This window comes from Hanamia caeni (assembly GCF_003721595.1).
Taxonomy (GTDB): Bacteria; Bacteroidota; Bacteroidia; order Chitinophagales; family Chitinophagaceae; genus Ginsengibacter; species Ginsengibacter caeni.
On sequence record NZ_RJJR01000001.1, the window covers coordinates 579,928 to 600,406 of the forward strand.

At 41.2% G+C, this 20,479-nt stretch carries 10 protein-coding genes; 7 read left to right on the forward strand and 3 right to left on the reverse strand.

Annotated elements, in window-relative coordinates:
• Positions 1 to 165: 165 nt before the first annotated feature.
• The 3 genes from EFY79_RS02640 to EFY79_RS02650 form a co-directional block, all read right to left on the reverse strand.
• Entirely contained in the window at positions 166 to 1,167 is a 1,002-nt protein-coding gene (locus tag EFY79_RS02640) for a YncE family protein (protein ID WP_123119104.1), read from the reverse strand.
• Positions 1,167 to 2,066: a DUF1259 domain-containing protein gene (locus EFY79_RS02645; protein WP_123119105.1), complete on the reverse strand. Its 900-nt coding sequence runs from the start codon at positions 2,064 to 2,066 to the stop codon at positions 1,167 to 1,169. The genes EFY79_RS02640 and EFY79_RS02645 overlap by 1 nt, the downstream gene beginning before the upstream one ends.
• Before the next feature lie 259 nt (positions 2,067 to 2,325).
• Complete coding sequence (locus EFY79_RS02650; protein ID WP_123119106.1) at positions 2,326 to 3,207, reverse strand: AraC family transcriptional regulator; 882 nt, start codon at positions 3,205 to 3,207, stop codon at positions 2,326 to 2,328.
• 516 nt (positions 3,208 to 3,723) lie between these two features.
• On the opposite strand from EFY79_RS02650, the gene EFY79_RS02655 reads away from it, so the two are divergent.
• The 7 genes from EFY79_RS02655 to EFY79_RS02685 all read left to right on the forward strand — a co-directional run bounded on the left by EFY79_RS02655 (position 3,724) and on the right by EFY79_RS02685 (position 20,434).
• Entirely contained in the window at positions 3,724 to 6,798 is a 3,075-nt protein-coding gene (locus tag EFY79_RS02655) for a SusC/RagA family TonB-linked outer membrane protein (protein ID WP_123119107.1), read from the forward strand.
• A gap of 11 nt (positions 6,799 to 6,809) precedes the next feature.
• Positions 6,810 to 8,318 carry a RagB/SusD family nutrient uptake outer membrane protein gene (locus tag EFY79_RS02660; RefSeq protein WP_123119108.1) on the forward strand — a complete coding sequence of 503 codons (1,509 nt, stop codon included), beginning with the start codon at positions 6,810 to 6,812 and terminating at the stop codon, positions 8,316 to 8,318.
• 112 nt (positions 8,319 to 8,430) lie between these two features.
• Complete coding sequence (locus EFY79_RS02665; RefSeq protein ID WP_123119109.1) at positions 8,431 to 9,915, forward strand: glycosyl hydrolase family 39; 1,485 nt, start codon at positions 8,431 to 8,433, stop codon at positions 9,913 to 9,915.
• A gap of 183 nt (positions 9,916 to 10,098) precedes the next feature.
• Positions 10,099 to 11,157 (forward strand): glycoside hydrolase family protein, encoded by a 1,059-nt coding sequence (locus EFY79_RS02670; RefSeq protein WP_148041836.1) that lies wholly within the window; start codon positions 10,099 to 10,101, stop codon positions 11,155 to 11,157.
• A 100-nt stretch (positions 11,158 to 11,257) separates the two neighbouring features.
• Positions 11,258 to 14,413, forward strand: coding sequence for a glycosyl hydrolase (locus EFY79_RS02675; protein ID WP_123119111.1), 3,156 nt, complete (start codon positions 11,258 to 11,260; stop codon positions 14,411 to 14,413).
• Between the two features lie 30 nt (positions 14,414 to 14,443).
• A complete protein-coding gene (locus EFY79_RS02680) occupies positions 14,444 to 17,305 on the forward strand; it encodes a family 78 glycoside hydrolase catalytic domain (protein ID WP_123119112.1) in 2,862 nt (953 codons plus the stop codon).
• 66 nt (positions 17,306 to 17,371) lie between these two features.
• Complete coding sequence (locus EFY79_RS02685; RefSeq protein ID WP_123119113.1) at positions 17,372 to 20,434, forward strand: glycosyl hydrolase; 3,063 nt, start codon at positions 17,372 to 17,374, stop codon at positions 20,432 to 20,434.
• The last annotated feature ends 45 nt before the right edge of the window (positions 20,435 to 20,479 follow it).

Below are 20,479 nucleotides of genomic sequence, written 5' to 3' on the forward strand. Positions count from 1 at the left end.
CAACAGATAGCCATTGATGGCAACGCCGTAGATATGGTTCCTACAGTTATAACTTATTTTATGAACTTGCAAATGCAATTTTTGTGTTTGCAAAACAAAAGGGAATAATCCGCGCGGTTACTCCTTTTCTTTTGCACTTACCTACGGTGTCAGCGGTCATAAATTTCATCTACCGGTTCTGTACACCGCCAATGCTGCCTGCCTGGAATGTGCGGGTTCACAAACAACAAACAAGTTTAATTGAGGAATCAATAAAGAGGTTCTTGCGCCACTCGCCGTGGGAACGTTAGCGATTTGTTGATAATGACCAGCACCCTGCAATTGAAAAATATTTATGTAGCCGCCGCCACAACTGGCATATATGCGGTTATTTTGTTTATCATAAAACAAATCATCTGTGTCATTGGTAAGTTTTTCTTCTGAGATTCGTTTTCCTGTTTTTGTATCCATTACCACCAGCGTTGCAGGATGGCGGTAACCAATAAAAAGTTTATTTCCTTCAGAATCGAAAGCCATGGGAAAATTTGCCTGGCGGTAATCTTTATTCCATTCATTTACGAGTTTTGATTTGCTGATATCGGCCACACCAATAATACCGGTATTTGGCAGATTTACATAAAGCAAACCGTTTCTTCTATCAATTTGAAATCCTTCAGGATGAGAAGGCAGTTTTATATTGCCCACTTCATTATGACTTTTTGCATCAATGATTGCGATGCCGCCGGAGCCATAGCCGACATATACTTTTTGACCTGTTGAATCATAACGAACATCATCTGCATCAGAACTTAAATGAACGGTGGCCATCTTTTTATAATTACCGGCATTATAAAAATAACAATCGCCACTTCCGCCGTTGGCAACAAAAATCTCTTTCGTTTGAGGAATATAACAAACGCCCTGTGGCTCATCCAAACCCGCTATACTATGGAGCACTTTACCATTCGGAAGACTTACCGCTTCCAAAGTATTATTCCCTAAAGCAGCTATATAAACCACCTGGTCTTTTACATTAACATCCATATGATCTATGCGTCCTTTCACTCCGGGCAACGGGATCGTCTTATAAACCGGCAGATAATTCTCTCCAAACGTCGCCTGTCCATTACAGCCAGTAAATGAACAAAAACTGAAGAAAATAAAAAGGTGAAGATTATATTTCATCATTATTTCTTTATTGACTGATGGTTTGTAGCGGCTAATGCTTCCGATAGGCCCTTTGCCAGGTTTTCAGGGTTACCAACAGCCCAAAAATGCATCATGTACAACCGCGGCTGATCATGTAACATGTGATTGTGCAATGCTGTAGGGGTAATGCCATTGTCGATTAGAATTTTTATTACCGGATTTACTTCATCCGCAAGCAAAACAAAATCACCGGTAATGGCAGCGCTGTCACCATTCTTTTGAAAATTAATTCCTGTTCCCATACCCATTGAAGATGGCATTGTCATTCCGCTTTCAGTTAACTTTTCTTTTCGTGGAAAACTATACTGCAACAACATGCCGCTGTATTTACCCGGCCCAAGGATTTCTTCTACACCTGACCAGTCAACGGCAGCCTGGGGTGCAGATTGCGGTGCTGTTAATGGAGTTGCCGTTACTTCCAGCACAGATTTAATTGCTTCTGCAAGTTTTACTTTATCGCCGCTACCCGCAAAATGGACATACTTTACATTGGGAGTTTCATTGATGAGGTGATTATGTATTGCTGTAATTGTAAGGCCAGCTTCAACAAGCTTTTTTAGCGCAGACGGTACCTCAGTATCTAAAAGAACCAGGTCACCCATCATAGTTGCCTGGTCGTTTTGCATGATTTTACCGGTCCCCATATTTTTGTTCATACTCATCAAACCAACCCATGACCCGAGAGCCAATCCCGGCGCTACCGTAAAACTATTCACCTTAACGGTAATGTCTGTGCGTGGATAGCTAATCTTAAAAACATCGCCCTGTACCGTCCCTTTTTTGCCGAATACTTTTTCAACAGCGGCCCAATCATTTCGTTGGGCGGAGCAATAGAAAACTGTTAAGAAACCCATAATAAGAATGGCTGCTTTTTTCATAACTGTTGGTATTAATAAATGAATGGATAAAGTATATTTTGTAGAGAACTTATGTATTCATAGATAAAGATAATCTGGTTTAAAAAGTTTTTTTGTTATTTATTGTTAGGTTTAAAAAGTTAACTGCTCCACGCTCGGAATCAGCTTACCACCGCACGACTTATTTATAAAAAATGGGAAACAATTCATGTTATCGGGTTGTATATCCGTAGAAAGAAATATAAGATTATTGGTAGATTAATATTAGTGTCAACCCAATTTACCTTTCCAGGTTTTTTCTATATTCTTTTGGCGATACGCCCACCTTTTCTTTAAATAGTTTTGAAAAGTAAAAAGCTGATTCGAAGTTCAGGCTAAAGGCTATTTCTTTTATTGACCTGGAACGGTTAGCAAGAAGCATCTTTGCTTTTTCAATTTTTAATTGAATCAGGTATTGATGGGGAGCAATACCTGTATAGGTTTTAAAAGTCTTGCGAAACCATGCATAACTGACACATAATTCGTTGGCTACTTTCTCTATATTAATATCCTGCTCAATATTAGTTCTGAAAATAATCCTGGCTCTTTTGATAATAGATTCGGTTATTTCTTCTCCTGTATAAAGCTTTTGTTTACCCAACGAATGGACTTCACCGAGCAGGTGCATGACAATGCCGGATACCAAAGGCTGATACCCTGTTTTTTCTTCTTTGGTAATCCCAATAATATTGGTAAATAATTGGATTACTTCCTCGGATAAACCGATTTCCTGGACAGCGTTTTTTTTTGATAAAAAATGTTGTTGTATTATATTTTCTATAATTAGTCCTTTAAATCCTACCCAGAACTCATCCCATCCTGTTCGCGGATTCGGTTTGAAACGATGCCATTCGCCAGGGAATAAAAATATAATGCTGCCCTCCCTTATTGGTTGTTGCTTACAATTGGCGGATTCAAACAAGCCATTCCCCGCAGCGATATAAATGATTTGATACTCATCCAAAATACGGCCCTTACTCCAATTGAAATAATGGTGAACAGGGTGCTCTGGCGCAGGATAATCAACATGCGCATCTATCCTGTTACAGCCTGCACTCAGCACATACAGGCCCCATTTTTCATCTTCCGCACTCGTGGGCAGGTATTTATAGTAATTAGTCATAAACTTAAATGGATTAATATACCGTAAAGCCAAAATAAAGTTACCCGTTTTATATGGTATTAAGATGGTGAAGAAGGCTCTTGTATAATTGCAGTTTTTTGGGTAAAAATAGGCGAATAATCCTATGTACCGGGATACGTCCAAAATCTACATGTGAAATATCAGTTTGCATATTTCCTGGGTAAAAATTATCAAATAGATTCGTTTCTGAATTAGTGTTAAGTATTGCGCCTGGTTCACTTATCAAAATTTAAAATTACGTCAAAGGGTAAGAAGAATAAGATTTAAACTGGTAGGGATGCGGATTGCGGTGACGTTGCATCTTTTCAAATTTTTGCATCATGAGGGTAAAATTTATCTGTCTTCTATAGAGCTGCCTATTTTATTATTTGGCTCGACAGCGGTTAGGCGCCAGAGACTGTTCATGATAAATACAAAAATGGCTTATCGCCTTTCGTGATCCTATAATTAAAAATTATGATTGACTCTTATTTTCTCAAACTAAAAATGATTCCAATGTCAAAAATCCCATTACGTTTTTTACAACATAAACAGAAAGCATTCCTGTTTATGCTCTCGATCTTCCTGGTTTCATTTTCATTTGCGCAACAAAAGATAACTGTAAATGGAAATGTGGTTAGTGAGAATAACGCTCCTTTAGCTGGTGTATCGGTGAATGTAAAAGGCACTACAACCGGTACAACTACAGATGCAAAGGGCAACTTCACTATTTCGGTGAATAAAGGGGCTACGCTCGATTTGTCATTTGTTGGCTACGAGCAAAAAGAAGTATTGGTAAATAGTGAAAAGGACGTGACTAATATTTCAATGACCGCTAAAGCCTCAGCGTTAGGGGAAGTGGTGGTGGTTGGATATGGCACCCAGAGCAGGAGAAACGTGACGGGCGCTATCTCTACTGTGGATGTGTCAAAATTAAAAGATATTTCTTCCGCCAACGTTACAAAACTGCTTGTAGGACAAGCGCCGGGTGTAACAGTAAAACAAACTACCGGCTCTCCCGGGCGTGAATTCCAGGTAACTATCAGGGGTACGGGTTCTTTAGGAGCAGGAAGTGCGCCGCTATATGTTGTTGACGGATTTCCGGTAGGTACATCTGTCGGTCAAAACCTGGATCCTAACGATATTAAAAGTATAACCATCCTGAAGGATGCAGTATCCACGGCTATTTATGGAGCCAGGGGGTCGAATGGTGTAGTACTGATAACTACGAAAAGTGCCAAAGCGGGTGAAGTTTCATTAACAGCTACAGCAGATTATGGCATTCAAAACATACCTGGTTCAAGAAAGACAAAAGTATTGAATGGTGTGCAGTTCGCCCAGTTTAAAAAAGATGCTTTTATGGATAAGATCAGGTATTATGATAACCGGGAGCCCACGATCGATGAAGTGCCTTTAGATTATAGGTTTCCTGAGCAAACCAAATATTCTACTAACTGGTTTGATGAGATCCTCAATCAAAATGCTGCCTTTCAGAATTATAATATAACATTGGCCAACGGAAAAGGTGCCATTCACTCCCTAGTTTCTGCAGGATTTCTGAACCAGGAAGGCCCCCTGATTAATACGGGCTATAAGTTATATTCGGCAAGGGCTAATATCGGCGGACAGGTTAATAAATTTATTACCATGGGCCTTAACCTGGATGGTTCCTATTCTACGCAAAAGCAGGCCAACGCAACAGAGGGAAGAGACCAGATTGTAGGGGCATCCCTGATTATGGATCCAAGGGAACCCGTGTATAACGAGGATGGTACCTACAATAATTATATCGGCGGACATGACGGTGTTTTTGGCTTTTATAATCCCGTGCAGCTGTTAAAAGAAGCCCCCAGGCGTTATACCAACACCAATGTGATTGCCAATGCATTTTTAGAATTTACTTTTTTAAAAAACTTTAAATTCAAACCAACAGTAAATGCAGGCATTTATAATGGGTCATATAAACAATTCGTTCCTTCCACTATTTCCGGTGAGAATGCCCCTGCGCCAAGGGATGCCAGAGAAAACGATTCATATTCTAACAGAATAAATATCTCCACTGACCAATTGCTTACTTTTAATAAAGATTTCGGAGAGCATCACCTGGATGTATTGGCTGGTTATACTGCCCAGGAGGAAACTGTAAAAGATCTCTCCGGAAGTGGCAATCAATTTCCGGACGACCTGGTTCCCTTCCTAAATTCAGCCATCATTAAGTCTTCCGGTTCTGACGAATACGGATGGAGTATGGAAGCATTCTTTGGCAGGGTTAACTATTCTTATAAAGGACGGTATTTATTTTCAGGCACCTTTAGAAGAGAAGGAAGCTCAAGATTCGGCTCAAAGAATAAATGGGGAAATTTCCCTGCCTTGTCAGCAGGATGGAGAATATCAGATGAGTCTTTCATGCCTAAAATTTCATGGCTAAACGATCTTAAAATCAGGGGTAGTTGGGGAAAAACAGGGAATAATAATATCGGGAACTATTCCAGCTTATCGTTTATGAATTCATCGAATTATGTATTTAATAATAATTATGTGAGTGGACGCGTAATAAGCTCTTTTGCCAACGCTGAATTAGGATGGGAAAAATCTACACAAACAGACATTGGCATAGACTTGTCTGCATTTCAGAATCGCCTGACTTTTTCTGCTGAATATTATGACCGGATCACGAGCGATATGCTCTTGTCTGTTCAACTGCCGGCCATCTCAGGTTTTACAAGCACTTTGGGCAACGTAGGTAAAGTGCAAAACAGGGGATTAGAATTTTCGGCTGGCTACAGAACAACGATAAATTCCTTTACTGTATGGGGCAATGGAAACATTTCATTTAACCGGAATAAAGTGTTGGCTATACGGGGCGTTAATGACGAGATATGGAATGGAAGCTTCTATTCAGATTATAATGTTTCCAAGGTGGGCCATCCTATAGGTATGATTTACGGATTCAAAATGATGGGTATTTTTCAGAACCAGGCGGAGATTGATAAATGGCCAACGCAGGATGGCGCTATTCCCGGAGTGTATAAATATTGGGACGCCGATGGTAATGGTGTGATTTCTTATGATACCAAAGACATGGTAGAAATAGGGAACCCGTGGCCAAAATACACATGGGGATTTACAGCCGGGGTTGATTATAAGAATTTTGACTTTAGTGTGATCCTCACCGGAGCAGCACATTATGATAATTTCAGAAATATAGAGGCATCTACACTGAACATGGATGGAGTATTCAATGTACTGCAGGTAAGTAAAGACCGATTCAGGTCAGAGACACAACCCGGCAATGGATGGGTAGCTACTACCAACACCTGGAAGTGGGAGCGCGAAAGTAATTCGAGGTACGTATATGATGCTACCCATACCTGGGTGAAAAATATAAGCCTTGGTTATACGCTTCCCAAATCAGCATTGCCTGTAAATAGTTTACGAATATACCTCAGCGCAGACAATCTCTTTTTGATTACCAATTATCCCGGTAATAATCCTGACATCGACAATAACGGAGGCATTAATCCGGGGTTCGATGATGAAGCTTATCCGGTTGGCAGAACTTTTTCTATTGGCGCCAACTTAACATTTTAAAAAATCGAAAAATGAAAAAGAATATATTATATATACTGAGCGCAATTATTTGTTTCGGAGAAGTTTCCTGTAATAAGGATTTTCTTTCGAAAACAGATCCAACGAGAGTAGGAGCAGACGCGTTTTACAAAGATGAAAAAGAGTTTCAGCAAGCTGTGAATGGAGTTTATGGCCAATTGCAGGGTATCATTAACAGTCAATGGCTGTATAATGAGCTGCCCTCTGATAATACAACTATTGATTTCAACCCGGGAGATCGCGGGCAGGCGCCATCAATTGAAGCGTTCGAATTCTGGACAGTAAATTCGGGGACAGGCAATATTAATAGTATGTATGTCAGCTATTATAATGCGCTGTATAATATAAACAATGCGCTGGCTAAATTAAAAAATACCACTACCATTGCTGATTCTGTAAGCTCAAAATTTGAAGGGCAGCTTAAATTTTTACGCGGATACTACTATTTTGAATTAACTCAGTATTTTGGGGATGTGATACTGATAACAGAGCCATTAGAGCTTCCTTCACAGGCATGGGATTACCAAAGAGTACCACAGGCACAGGTATATACGCAAATTGAGACCGATCTTAAAGATGCGGCTTCGATGCTGCCGGTAAAATATACAGGTGCAGATGTTGGCCGTATTACCAAGGGCGCAGCGCTGTCCTTGCTGGGAAAGGTATATCTCACTGAAAAAAAATATCCCGATGCCGTCGCTACACTTCAACAGGTTCTTCCGCTTGGGTATTCTTTAGTACCCAATTATGCAGATGTTTTTGATCCTCAAAAAAAGAATGGGCCTGAATCTATATTTGAAGTTCAGTACCAGGGCGGAAACGACCTGGGCGAGTGGAGCAGTTTCATTTATACATTTGCCCCCCGCCTTTCTAAAGATGCAGTTACCGGGTGGCCGCAAAGCAATCCGGGAGGGTGGAATATTCCCACCAACGATATGATTGCTTCTTATGAACCCAATGATTCAAGAAAAGCCGCCTCTATCGGGCTTGATTTTAAAAGCCCTATTACAGGAGACGTGGTTCCCTACATAAAAAAATACGATCATCCTCATGCTATTTATGGGCGCACAGACGACGACTGGCCTGTGTTACGCTATTCCGATGTATTATTAATGCTTGCTGAAGCGATCAATGAAGCAACAGGCCCCAGTTCGGAAGCTTTCGAATACCTGAACCAGGTACGTAAAAGGGCTGACCTTCCCGAGGTAAGCGGACTTGATAAGGAAGCTTTCCGTGACAAAGTACTCCACGAAAGAAGGGTAGAGCTTGCTTTTGAAAACTGGCGCTTGTTTGATCTTAAGCGAACTAAAACGCCTGATCAGCTTGCGCAGTTTCTAAATGCGTATGGTGCTGTTGAAAAAGCGCATCCGACTGTATCCCGCCAGGGTACTCCTTATTCCAGCGGAGACTATGTATTTGAATCCTATGAAGCTTTATATCCCATTCCAAACAATGAAATTTTGGTTAATTCTAAATTGACACAAAATGCCGGGTATCAATAGGAACAAAGAATGGAAAAATGAAAGGTTAAACAGAGATTAAGATAACGTTTGAAGCAATGACTCCCGGGTCCACTTAGAAAGGGATCTGGGAAGCTATTAAAATTTAAATATCATGAAAAAAAAACACTTTTTTGCTTGTTTACTACAAACTTGTGCACTGCTTTTGCTGCTTTTATCATGCCAGTATCTCACTGCTCAAAACACGGTTGATTGGGACAAAACTATCAGCGAATCGAAGACTACTCCTACTTTGCAAGTGGTGGTGAATCCTATGTTACTGCGCAATTCTCCTATCCACCAAGGCACTTTCAATGCACTAAAAAACCTTAAAGCGGATTATGTTCGCTTTGTACCCTGGTTTCCTTATCCACACATGGCGGTAGCTGAATTGAAGCCACCCACTAAGACGGAAACCTTTTGGGATTTTAGCCATGTTGATCCGATTGTAAAAGATTTTATGAATGCCACAAACGGGCATAGCGTGGTAATGAATTTTAGCACAATTCCGGTATGGATGTTTAAAACGCAAAAGCCAGTCGTTGTTCCCGACGACCCCAACCAGGTTTTCTGGGCGTACAATGAAGGAAAAGAACTGAGGGATTCTTCTTTTAAGGAATTGACGGATTATTACGTAAGGTTGGTAAGCTGGTACACCAAGGGTGGTTTCACCGACGAATTAGGAAAGTTTCATCAATCTGGTCATCACTATAATTTCTCTTACTGGGAAGTATTGAACGAGCCGGATCTTGAGCACAATATCTCACCGGAATATTACACTAAAATTTATGATGCGATTGTACTTGCCTTAAAGGAAGTAGCACCTGAAACCAAATTTATAGGAATGTCGCTGGCCCATGAAACGGATCCTGAATGGTTTGAATATTTTTTGAATCCGGCAAATCATAAGCCCGGTATTACATTGGAAGGCATTTCTTACCATTTTTATGGCTCACCTGATAACAACAAACAACCCATAAGCACCTATCAATATTCATTTTTTAACCAGGCAAACGGCTTTCTGGATAAAGTCAGGTATATAGAAAGTATTCGGAAACGCCTTTCGCCACAGGTTTTTACTACGGTTAATGAAATCGGTAATATTTTGTCGCGCGACGGAACTAATGAGCAGATACCTGCTACATACTGGAACTTATCCGGGGCGATGTATGCATATATTTACCTGGAGCTGACAAAGATGGGTGTTGACGTTGCAGGCGAATCTCAGTTGGTTGGCTATCCCACCCAGTTTCCTTCGGTGAGTATGATGGACTGGAAAAATGGAAAACCTAATTCGCGTTATTGGGTGTTGAAATTGCTCAGGGATAATTTTGGAAGTGGGGATCAACTAGTGGCTACCCATTTTAATATTCCGGGGTTGGTTTCGCAAGGGTTCATAACGAAAAATGGAAACAAACTGCTGTTAATTAATAAAGAGCTAAAGGATGTCCAGGTTCAGTTGCCAAAAAATTCTAAAGCGGTCTCTGTTACGTATGTTGACGTCACAACAGGCGAAAACGCGCCTGTAACAAAAAGGTTAACCGGAAATCGTATTAAGCTCACCGGGTTCGCTGTTGCGGTAGTTGATTTTGACAAATAGGCTGTCTGTACCCAATGGCTTTCTAAACCGTTTACTTTTCAGGTGATAATAGATTAAGATACCGCATTACGACCACCCTGATATATTTTCGTAGCCGGCGTAACATTATAGAACGTACGATAATGTTGCCCGGTAATGAATTGTAAAAATTGTAAGTTTTAAATGATGCTAAAAAGAAATCCGATGTTAAAATGCTGTTGCTTTTTTCTTTGTATGTACTTGCCTGATTTGTTAATCGGGCAATCTCCCTACATTGATGGAAGGCCCTGGACAAATAAAAGAATTGTGTGTAAAGACGATGGTATTGTATTAAGATATGGAGACGGGCCTGATAGCTGCGATGCGTATGGTGCAAGGGAAGCCAATGTCAATAGAGAAAATGGAATGTATTATTTATTTTATGACGGCGCAGGAAAAGACGGATGGAAATCGTGTCTTGCAGAAAGTAAAGATTTAAAACATTGGCAAAAAAAAGGGGACATTTTACAATTGGGAAAACCAGGCACTAACGATGCTAAAAGCGCCTCGGCGCCGTGGGTAATTAAAGAAGGAAAAACCTGGCACATGTTTTACCTGGGAACACCACATACATCACCGCCCCCGGATCGTATTCCGGCCTTTCCCTACCTTACCATGAAAGCAAAATCTACTTCCCTGGAAGGCCCGTGGATTAAGCAATACGATGTAACTCCATTCTCTGTAAAGGAAGGATCTTTTTATTCAGTAACGGCAAGCCCCGGATTCATAGTGAAGTATAAAGGGAAGTATGTTCAGTTTTTTAGCGGCGCTTCGCAGGATAGCTCAGGTACAAAGAGAACGCTTGGTATTGCCACTACGAAAAATTTAGACGGCGCCTGGATAGTAAACGATAAACCTATTTTCCCAATTACCGAGCAGGTCGAGAATTCTTCTGTATATTATGAACCGGGTAATAAGACATGGTATGTGTTTACCAATCATATTGGGATTGACAAAAACAAAACAGAATATACAGATGCGATATGGGTATATTGGTCAAAAGATATTTTCCATTGGAATGTAAATGATAAAGCCATTGTTTTAGATAGCACGAATTGTACGTGGTCCAAAGGCGCTATTGGTATGCCATCAGTGATTAAGGTGGGCAACAAATTAGCAGTTTTATATGATGCTTATGAAGGCTACAGCACTTATCATATGAAGCGGAACATTGGATTCGCCTGGATAGATATAACCGATCTCTCCATTCCTAAAGTTGATTAAAGCATTCTTCTATTTGTTAGAATGAGCTCCTTTAAAAAATCAATGTATTGCGCTTATGCGGTTTATTGAATATTGAGAATTTAAAAAATTAAACTGAAATATGAAGAAAGCAAAGTATGTCTCAATCTTATTTATAATCTTTTTATTTGGCACATTGATTCCTTTGAACGTTGCTTGTCAGCCGTTGGAAAAAAATGCCGAAGCTGTCAACTTTAAATCTTTGAAGGAAGGATTTTTGTCACCGGGTAAGGAATATGGAAGTGCGCCTCTTTGGGTGTGGCATACGAAGGTTACAAAAGAAATTATAGATTCGATGATGGAAGAGTTCAAAGAAAATGAATTCGGAGGTGTAATGATTCATCCGCGTCCCGGGCTTATTACCCAGTACTTGTCGCCCGAATGGTTCAGGCTTTATCAATACACGGTTAACAAAGGAAAAGAGCTTGGCCTCGATGTCTGGATATATGATGAAAATTCATACCCATCCGGATTTGCCGGAGGAAATGTGCCTGATCAGATGCCTGAATCTTACAACCAGGGCCAGATGCTGCATTTAATAAAAGCGGATGTATTGCCTGCTGATCCAAAAGATATTTTTATTGCGTTAAAAGAAGTCAATGGAAACTTCACAGACATCACTTCCCGTTTGGCGCAGGAAAAAAATAAACCGGGAAGTTTTTACTTATTTCAAAAAGCGTTTTACCAGAAACAGGTAAGTACGGTTGGCCCCCCGGAATTTCCGTATGTTGATCTTATGGTGAAGGGAGTAACAGAAAAGTTTATTGAAATCACCTTGGAAGGATATGGAAAAATTATCGGTAATGAATTTGGAAAAACAATACCGGGTGTATTTTCTGATGAACCAAGTATTCCTACACAAGGCGCCGGGAACGTACGCTGGACTCCGGACCTCTTCAGCAGTTTTAAAGAAAAATGGGGATATGATCTTCAATCGCACCTTCCTTCTCTTTTTGAAGAGGTAGGCGACTGGAAAAAAATAAGGCACAATTACCAGCAAACTCTTTTGCAATTATTCATTGACCGATGGTCAAAACCCATGCATGCTTATACTGAAAAAAACAATCTGAAATGGACAGGCCATTACTGGGAGCATGGCTGGCCCAATCCCGGGGAAGGCCCCGATAATATGGCCATGTATGCCTGGCATCAGCAACCCGGTATTGATATGTTGTTCAATCAATTTAATGAAACAAGCCCGAATGCACAGTTTGGAAACATACGGTCTGTGAAAGAGTTGGCTAGTGTAGCCAATCAATTGAATAAAAAGAGAACATTAAGCGAGACTTATGGTGGGGGCGGTTGGGAGCTTACTTTTAAGGATATGAAGCGTTTGGCCGATTGGGAATATGTACTGGGTGTTAATTTTTTAAACCAGCATCTTTCTATGATGACCCTCACGGGAGCAAGAAAATATGATTATCCGCAGAGTTTTTCCTATCACACTCCCTGGTGGCCTTATTACAAATCACTTAATGAATATTTTAAACGATTGTCGTTTGCAATGTCGCAGGGCAAGCAGATGAATGACATTTTAATTATTGAGCCTACCAGTTCGGCATGGATGTATTCCGGCCCGGGAAAGCAAAATGAAGGATTAACTTCTATCGGAAATCGTTTCCAGCAATTTGTAACCACGCTTGAGAAGTCGCAGGTCGAGTACGATTTAGGTTCTGAAAATATTATCAAAGATCATGGCAGCGTGCAAGGACGCAATTTTGTAGTTGGTGATCGGGCATACCATACTGTGGTCATTCCGCCGGGCATGGAAAATATAGACAAGGCTACCTATGAATTGTTGAAAGCTTATGCAGAAGCCGGGGGCAAAGTATTATTATTTGAAAAACTGCAACGGATTGACGGTTCGCTTAAAGATGATCTACATTATTTTAATGCGTCTGAAAAAAACATCCTTCGGTTTGCTGATCTTGATAGCGCTGTTATCAATCAGCAATTTGGTTCGGATGATTTTCAGATTATGGCTAATGGTACAGATTCGATTGGTGGAGACTTATATCATCACCGCAGATGGATTAATGATGGGCAAATACTTTTTCTTTCCAATGCAGGCATGGTGTATTCTTCAAAAGGCAGCGTAACAATAAAAGGCAAAGATGCCTTATTCATGAATCTCGCCACGGGCGCTATAGAAAATTATCCCGAACAGTTACATGGTGATAAAATAGTTGTGAACTTTGATATTCCACCTGCCGGTAGTTTGATGCTTTTTGTTGCCAATGAGAAACACCAAGGAGTAAAAATGCATTCTTCTTCAAAAAACAAGTCAATTATTAAAGGTTCTGACATCAAAGTAGTGCGTCCAGCGGAGAATACCCTGATGATTGACTTTTGCGATGTACAGTTAAACGATACGTTGCTAAAAGATACACATGTTGGCGTGGCTTCCAGAGCCGTGTTTGTGCACAATGGGTTCAATCGCAACCCCTGGAATCACCAGGTGCAGTTTAATGACCACATTGTTGCGCGCGATACTTTTTCTAAAGGAAGCGGATATACTGCTATGTATCATTTTGTAATTGACGAACACACTAACTATAAACAATTCAGAGCCGTTATAGAACAGGGTAATCTATGGAACCAAATCACGATAAATGGTAAGCCTGTAAAACCTGTAGCCGGCAAGTGGTGGTTAGACAGGTCTTTTGCAGTCTTGCAAATAGGTGAATATTTAAATCCTGGCGAAAACACATTTTCTCTCTCTATAGATCCTATGAGTGTATATGCAGAAGTTGAACCTGTATATATTCTTGGGGACTTTAACCTGGCATCAGCAGATAAAGGATGGAAAATTGTATCACCCCAGCCATTGCAATTGGGAAGTTGGAAAGAACAGGGGCTTCCTTTGTATGGGTCGGGTATCAGGTATATTAAAAAGGTTGACATAAAAAATCCGGATCAGCAATTTGAAATACATTTAGATCAATGGAAGGGTACGGTAGCTGCCGTAAAGGTGAATGGTGTTCCTGCAGGCATTATATTTTCAGAACCAAATACTTTAAATATAAGCCGGCATGTTAAAAAAGGAATTAATGAAATAGAAGTTGAAGTGATTGGCAGCCTTAAAAATTTATTAGGCCCGCATCATAATTCGCCGCAACCTGGTATGGTGGGACCGGGGCATTGGTCCAATATAAAATCATATCCCCCCGGAAAAGATTATGATACGTATGATTACGGATTAATGACAGATTTTGAATTAATTAAGTACGATAATTAATAGTAAAAAATAAACGATAACTAAATTAAGATGGCTGAAGTTATAAAGTTGGTTTTGAAGTGTGTCCGTTTCCCCCGGGAAAGGGTTGGATGGGCGCTAATTCAGCAAACGAGCAAATTTTCCATTTTTCTATTTTCTATTTTTTCTTGTTGCCAGGTACTGGCACAGCAACCCATGGTATCCAACATCCAGTGCCAATACCAGGTATATCCGTTAGGTGTTGAAGACGCTTCTCCACGTCTGGGTTGGCAAATCAAATCTTCGCGCAGGAATGTGATGCAATCGGCTTACCGCATTTTAGTGGCAGACGATAAAGCGCTCCTTCGCCAGGATATCGGCAATATTTGGGATTCAAAGAAAGTAATTTCCAATCAATCAATCCAGGTAGTGTATAAAGGAAAAAAACTTCAGCCCGGAAAGGAATACTATTGGAAAGTGATGGTGTGGGATAATCAAAATGCTGCTTCTGAATGGAGTGAACCATCTGCATGGCAAATGGGTTTGCGGGGCAGAAAAGATTGGAAAGGAGCTCAATGGATTGCTTATGCTGAAATGCCCGATTCACTGCGTATAGTGCCGGGCATACATGGCACGGGCAATCCTGATTTAGGTCTGGGAAAAGATATATTGCCGCTGCTTCGGAAAGAATTCGTAGTAAAGAAAACAATTAAAAGAGCAACCGTCTTTATAGCAGGCCTCGGTCATTTTGATTTGAGGCTTAATGGAGAAAAAGTTGGTGATCATTTCCTTGATGCAGGTTGGACCCAATACAGCAAAAATGCCCTTTACGTAACGTTTGATGTTACCGGTCAGCTTAGAAAGGGCAGAAATGCCATTGGTGTTATGCTTGGCAATGGTTTTTATTACACACCAAGGGAACGCTATCGCAAGATAACTATCGCTTATGGTTACCCGAAAATGATATGCAGAGTGGCTGTGGAGTACAGCGATGGCTCTTTGGAAAATATTGTAAGCGACAATTCCTGGGAAGCTGATCGCGGTCCAGTAACTTTTTCGAGCATTTATGGAGGTGAGGATTATAATGCCACCCTCGAACAAGCCGGTTGGGACTTACCTTCATTTGATGATAAATCGTGGAAAAAAGCGCTTGTTGTTACCGGCCCACCTTTACTGATTTCCCAAACTGCCATGCCTCTGAAAATATTAGATTCTTTTTCGGTAAAAAAAATATTACAACCCACGCCCGGTATTTGGGTATATGATTTCGGGCAAAATGCTTCGGGAATATTTAAGATAAAAGTAAAAGGTAACAGAGCCGCTCAAATTATATTCAGGCCTGCAGAGCTTATTAAGGATGATGGGTTGATCACCCAGGATGCGGTGGGGGCGCCCGTTTATTTTAATTATACCCTGAAAGGAGAAGGAGTGGAATCATGGCAGCCGCAGTTTATGTATTATGGTTTCAGGTACATACAGGTAGAAGGTGCGGTGCCAATGGGCGAGCCTAACCCTGAAGGTTTACCGGTTATTATCGGAATAGAAAGTTTGCATACACGCAACGCCGCGTCAGAGGTGGGCAGCTTTTCCTGTTCCAATGATCTCTTTAACCGCACGGATACACTTATAAAATGGGCCATCAAAAGCAACATGGCCAGCGTTCTTACCGATTGTCCACATCGGGAAAAATTGGGATGGCTGGAAGAAGATCATTTAATGGGATCGTCTGTAAAATACAATTATGATATTGCCAGCCTGGGCAGAAAAGTGGTGAAGGATATGATCAATGCGCAAACAGCAGACGGGCTCATACCTGATATCGCACCTGAATATGTTCACTTCCAGGGCGGTTTCAGAGATTCTCCTGAATGGGGAAGCAACGGCATCATTCTTCCATGGTATTTGTATGAGTGGTATGGTGATAAACAAGTGCTGACCGAATCCTATCCAATGATGCAACGTTATGCAAATTATCTTTTGAAAAAATCAACTGATTATATATTGTCTTACGGATTGGGCGACTGGTTTGATATTGGCCCAAATAATCCGGGGGAATCGCAGTTAACCCCCAAAGGTGTAACCGCCACAGCTATTTTTTATTATGACCTTACTATTTTAAATAAAGTGGCAAAAATGCTGGGCAGGGAACGGGATGCAAAAAATTATGAGGCGACCGCTGCTAAAGTTAAAGCAGCGTTTAATAAAACTTTCTTCAATAAAGAAACCAAACAGTATGCAACGGGCAGTCAGACCGCCAATGCAATGGCTGTATATATGGAGTTGGTAGAACCACAATATAAGAATGCTGTGGTTGAAAATATCGTAAAAGATATCCGCGCGAGAAAAAATAGCCTTACTGCCGGGGATATTGGTTATCGTTACGTGCTTCGTGTGTTGGAAGACAATGGCCGTTCAGATGTGATTTTTGATATGAACAGCCGTTCGGATGTGCCTGGTTATGGCTTTCAATTGGCGCATGGGGCAACCTCGCTTACTGAATCATGGCAAGCCTACCGCTTTGTGTCTAACAATCATTTTATGCTCGGTCATCTGATGGAATGGTTTTATAGTGGATTAGGAGGTATAAGGCAGGCAAAAAATTCAGTTGGCTTTCAAAAAATCAATATTTACCCGGAACCCGTAGGCGATGTTAGAAGCGCCGAAACCGATTATGTATCTCCTTATGGCAACATCTACACTAAATGGAAAAAAGAGGATGAGGCTTTTGAATTACATACCGGGATACCGGTTAATACAACGGCGGTAATTTATCTTCCTGCTTCTCAAAAATCTGAGATTACAGAAAGTGGTAAATCTATCGCCAATAGAAACGATGTAAAGATTTTAAAATATGAAAAAGGAAGAGTATTGATAGCAGTTGGATCGGGAGAATATCAATTTCATGTAGGGGCAGCGCTTACCGCAGCCCCTTAAAGGTATGGTTCATTCTATATCCTTTAAAGTCAACCGCAATGGATGCCCCAACGTTAAAAGCATAAAATGAAATCATTTAAAAAAAACAAATTCTCTTTAAAAGTTCTTTTACTGGCTGCCGCATTATTCCTTGCCGGTTATAGTAAAAGATCCCGTAACGCTGATAATGTTGGCCATTCGACAATTGAGCAGCTCAAAGCAGGATTTCTGAACCCTCCGGCTTCGGCACGCCCGGGAGTTTACTGGTATTTTATGGATGGCAACTTATCCAAGGAAGGTATGACTGCTGATTTGGAGTCAATGAAGCAGGCAGGGATAGGAAATGTGATATTCCTTGAGGTAAATGTAGGCGTACCTCGTGGGCCGGTTGATTTTTTAGGTGAACAATGGTTTGTGTTATTTAAACACGCGGTTGATGAATGCAAGAGATTAGGCATCAACATGACATTAGGTATCGGTCCGGGATGGGCAGGAAGCGGAGGCCCATGGGTATCGCCTGCCCAATCCATGCAGCACCTGGTTTCATCTTGTATCAATGTATCGGGTTCAGGGAATAAGCACATCCAGCTTCCTAAACCTCAACCTATGAAACCTTATTTTGGAGAAGGCGTTTTAACACCCGAATTAAAAAAGGAATGGCAGAATTTTTATGAAGATGTGGCTGTGTTGGCATTCCCCACTCCGGATACTTCTGAAAAGATATCAGGTATTTATGAAAAAGCGCTTTATTACCGGGCGCCCTATTCCTCTGTTGCGGGGGTTAAATCTTATCTGCCTTCTTTAGTGCAATACAAAAGTTTGCCTGCGAAGGATATCGTTTCCAAAAAACAGATTCTTGATCTCACCGATAAGCTCAATCCGGATGGTACATTAGACTGGAAAGTGCCAGAAGGTAAATGGACCATTATGCGTTTTGGCGTTCGTAACAACGGGGCTATCACTAGGCCTGCGCCGGTTCAGGGTTTGGGCTTTGAGTCAGATAAATTTGATACGGTTGCATTGAATAGCCATCTGGAAGCTTACGTGGGAAAAATGCTCGATAAAATTGGGAAGCCTTATAGTACATCCTCCGGGGGCCTTAAATTTTTACACATGGATAGCTGGGAAATGGGGGCACAAAACTGGACCGGCAATTTCAGAGAAGAATTTATTAAAAGAAGAGGCTATGATCCATTGCCCTTTTACCCTGTATATGCGGGTAAAATTGTAGAGAGTAAAGAAATCAGTGAACGGTTTTTATGGGATTTGCGTCAAACCAGCCAGGAATTAGTTTTGGATTATCACGCGGGACAGGTAAAAAAATATGCCCATCGCCGCGGATTAGGATTGTCCACTGAACCTTACGACATGAATCCAACGGCAGACCTTGAACTTGGCGCTGTCGCTGATATTCCAATGTGCGAGTTTTGGAGTAAAGGTTTTGGTTTTAATACGTCCTTCAGTTGTATAGAAGCTACCTCCATAGCTCACGTCAAAGGCGTGCCTGTTGTTCAGGCAGAAGCCTTTACCGGCGGTCCGGAAGAAGCATGGAAGCAATACCCGGGGTCAATGAAAAACCAGGGCGACTGGGCTTTTGCAACAGGAATCAACCGGTTCTTTTATCATACGTTTCAACATAAACCATTAGCCGATTCATTAATGCCGGGCATGACCATGGGGCCTTATGGTGTACACTGGGACAGAAAGCAAACCTGGTGGCCAATGGTAGCTGCTTATCACCGCTATATTTCAAGATGCCAGTTTATGCTGCAGCAGGGAAAAACGGTAGCTGATATTCTTTACCTGACGCCAGAAGGTGCTCCGCAGGTGTTTTTACCGCCACCTTCTGCCCTAACTGGTAATGACACCATGCCCGACAGAAAAGGATATAATTTTGATGGATGTTCGCCGCGCCAACTGTATCAGGCTTCTGTAAAAAATAACAGAATCGTTTTCCCAGGGGGTGCCTCATATCGGCTTCTTGTATTGCCTGATTTTAAGACAATGACACCAGGCTTGCTGCAAAAGATTCAGGCACTTGTGAAAGATGGCGCCACAGTAGTAGGCGCTCCCCCAATAAAGTCGCCTGGTCTGTCAGATTTTCCCGAATGTGATCAAAAAGTTCAATCTATCGCAGAAGAAGTATGGGGCACAAAAGCATCTCCGGTAAAACAATCCACGCATACTTATGGAAGAGGTACGGTGATCTTTGGTGGCGCTTTGACTGCCGGACAGAAGGAATCCCTCTATCCGGAATACGAACTCACTGCTAAACTGTTAGGCCAAATGCACGTTCCTGTGGACTTTGAATCAACAGGGCCCGTACGCTATACGCATCGCAGTTTAGAGAATATGGATATCTATTTTGTTTCTAACCGGACAAATAAATCCATAAAAACCGATTGTATATTTCGAACTGTAAAAGGAATTCCGGAACTCTGGAATCCACTGACGGGCAAAACGAGGATGTTGTCCGAATTTACATCTAATGGCGAACGCACAACCATTCCGCTGCAGTTTGATTCTTACCAAAGTTTTTTTATTGTTTTTTCAAAAGACAACTCTCAAACTCCGGCAAAGAAGAAAAATTATCCCACAGAGCAAAAACTAGCCACATTAAGCGGTGAATGGGCCGTATCATTTGACTCCAAATGGGGCGGTCCCGGAAAAATTACTTTTAATAATTTAACAGATTGGACTGAGCGGCCAGAACAAGGAATTAAATATTATTCGGGTATTGCCGTTTATAGTAAAACATTTGATTTTCTAAATTTCTCCGGCTATAGTAAAAACCGCCTGTATCTTGATTTGGGAGAAGTGAAGAACATGGCCCGCGTTCGATTGAATGGACATGATCTGGGAGTAGTGTGGACTGCTCCATGGCAGGTAGATATTACAGGCATCCTAAGGGAAAAAGGAAATCAATTGGAAATAGAAGTAGCGAATTTATGGCCAAACAGACTGATCGGCGATCAGCAGTACCCGGATGATGGCGTCAAAGATGGAAAATGGCCGGAATGGTTGATAAAAAATGGAAAAAAAAACAGTGCCAGATATTCGTTTACTACCTATAATCCTTATAAAAAAGATTCACCGTTGTTGAGTTCAGGACTGTTGGGGCCGGTAACTATTGAGCAAACTGAATTTTAGAACTGTTGCAAAACGAACGTTTAAGTTCAATGTAAAAAATAAGTT

What these genes read in the sequence shown, in the direction of transcription:
- EFY79_RS02670 (WP_148041836.1), top strand. Translation starts at nt 10,099, where the DNA reads ATGTTAAAATGCTGTTGCTTTTTTCTTTGTATGTACTTGCCTGATTTG.
- EFY79_RS02665 (WP_123119109.1), top strand. Translation starts at nt 8,431, where the DNA reads ATGAAAAAAAAACACTTTTTTGCTTGTTTACTACAAACTTGTGCACTG.
- EFY79_RS02640 (WP_123119104.1), bottom strand. Translation starts at nt 1,167, where the DNA reads ATGATGAAATATAATCTTCACCTTTTTATTTTCTTCAGTTTTTGTTCA.
- EFY79_RS02680 (WP_123119112.1), top strand. Translation starts at nt 14,444, where the DNA reads ATGGCTGAAGTTATAAAGTTGGTTTTGAAGTGTGTCCGTTTCCCCCGG.
- EFY79_RS02655 (WP_123119107.1), top strand. Translation starts at nt 3,724, where the DNA reads ATGTCAAAAATCCCATTACGTTTTTTACAACATAAACAGAAAGCATTC.
- EFY79_RS02685 (WP_123119113.1), top strand. Translation starts at nt 17,372, where the DNA reads ATGAAATCATTTAAAAAAAACAAATTCTCTTTAAAAGTTCTTTTACTG.
- EFY79_RS02675 (WP_123119111.1), top strand. Translation starts at nt 11,258, where the DNA reads ATGAAGAAAGCAAAGTATGTCTCAATCTTATTTATAATCTTTTTATTT.
- EFY79_RS02660 (WP_123119108.1), top strand. Translation starts at nt 6,810, where the DNA reads ATGAAAAAGAATATATTATATATACTGAGCGCAATTATTTGTTTCGGA.
- EFY79_RS02650 (WP_123119106.1), bottom strand. Translation starts at nt 3,207, where the DNA reads ATGACTAATTACTATAAATACCTGCCCACGAGTGCGGAAGATGAAAAA.
- EFY79_RS02645 (WP_123119105.1), bottom strand. Translation starts at nt 2,066, where the DNA reads ATGAAAAAAGCAGCCATTCTTATTATGGGTTTCTTAACAGTTTTCTAT.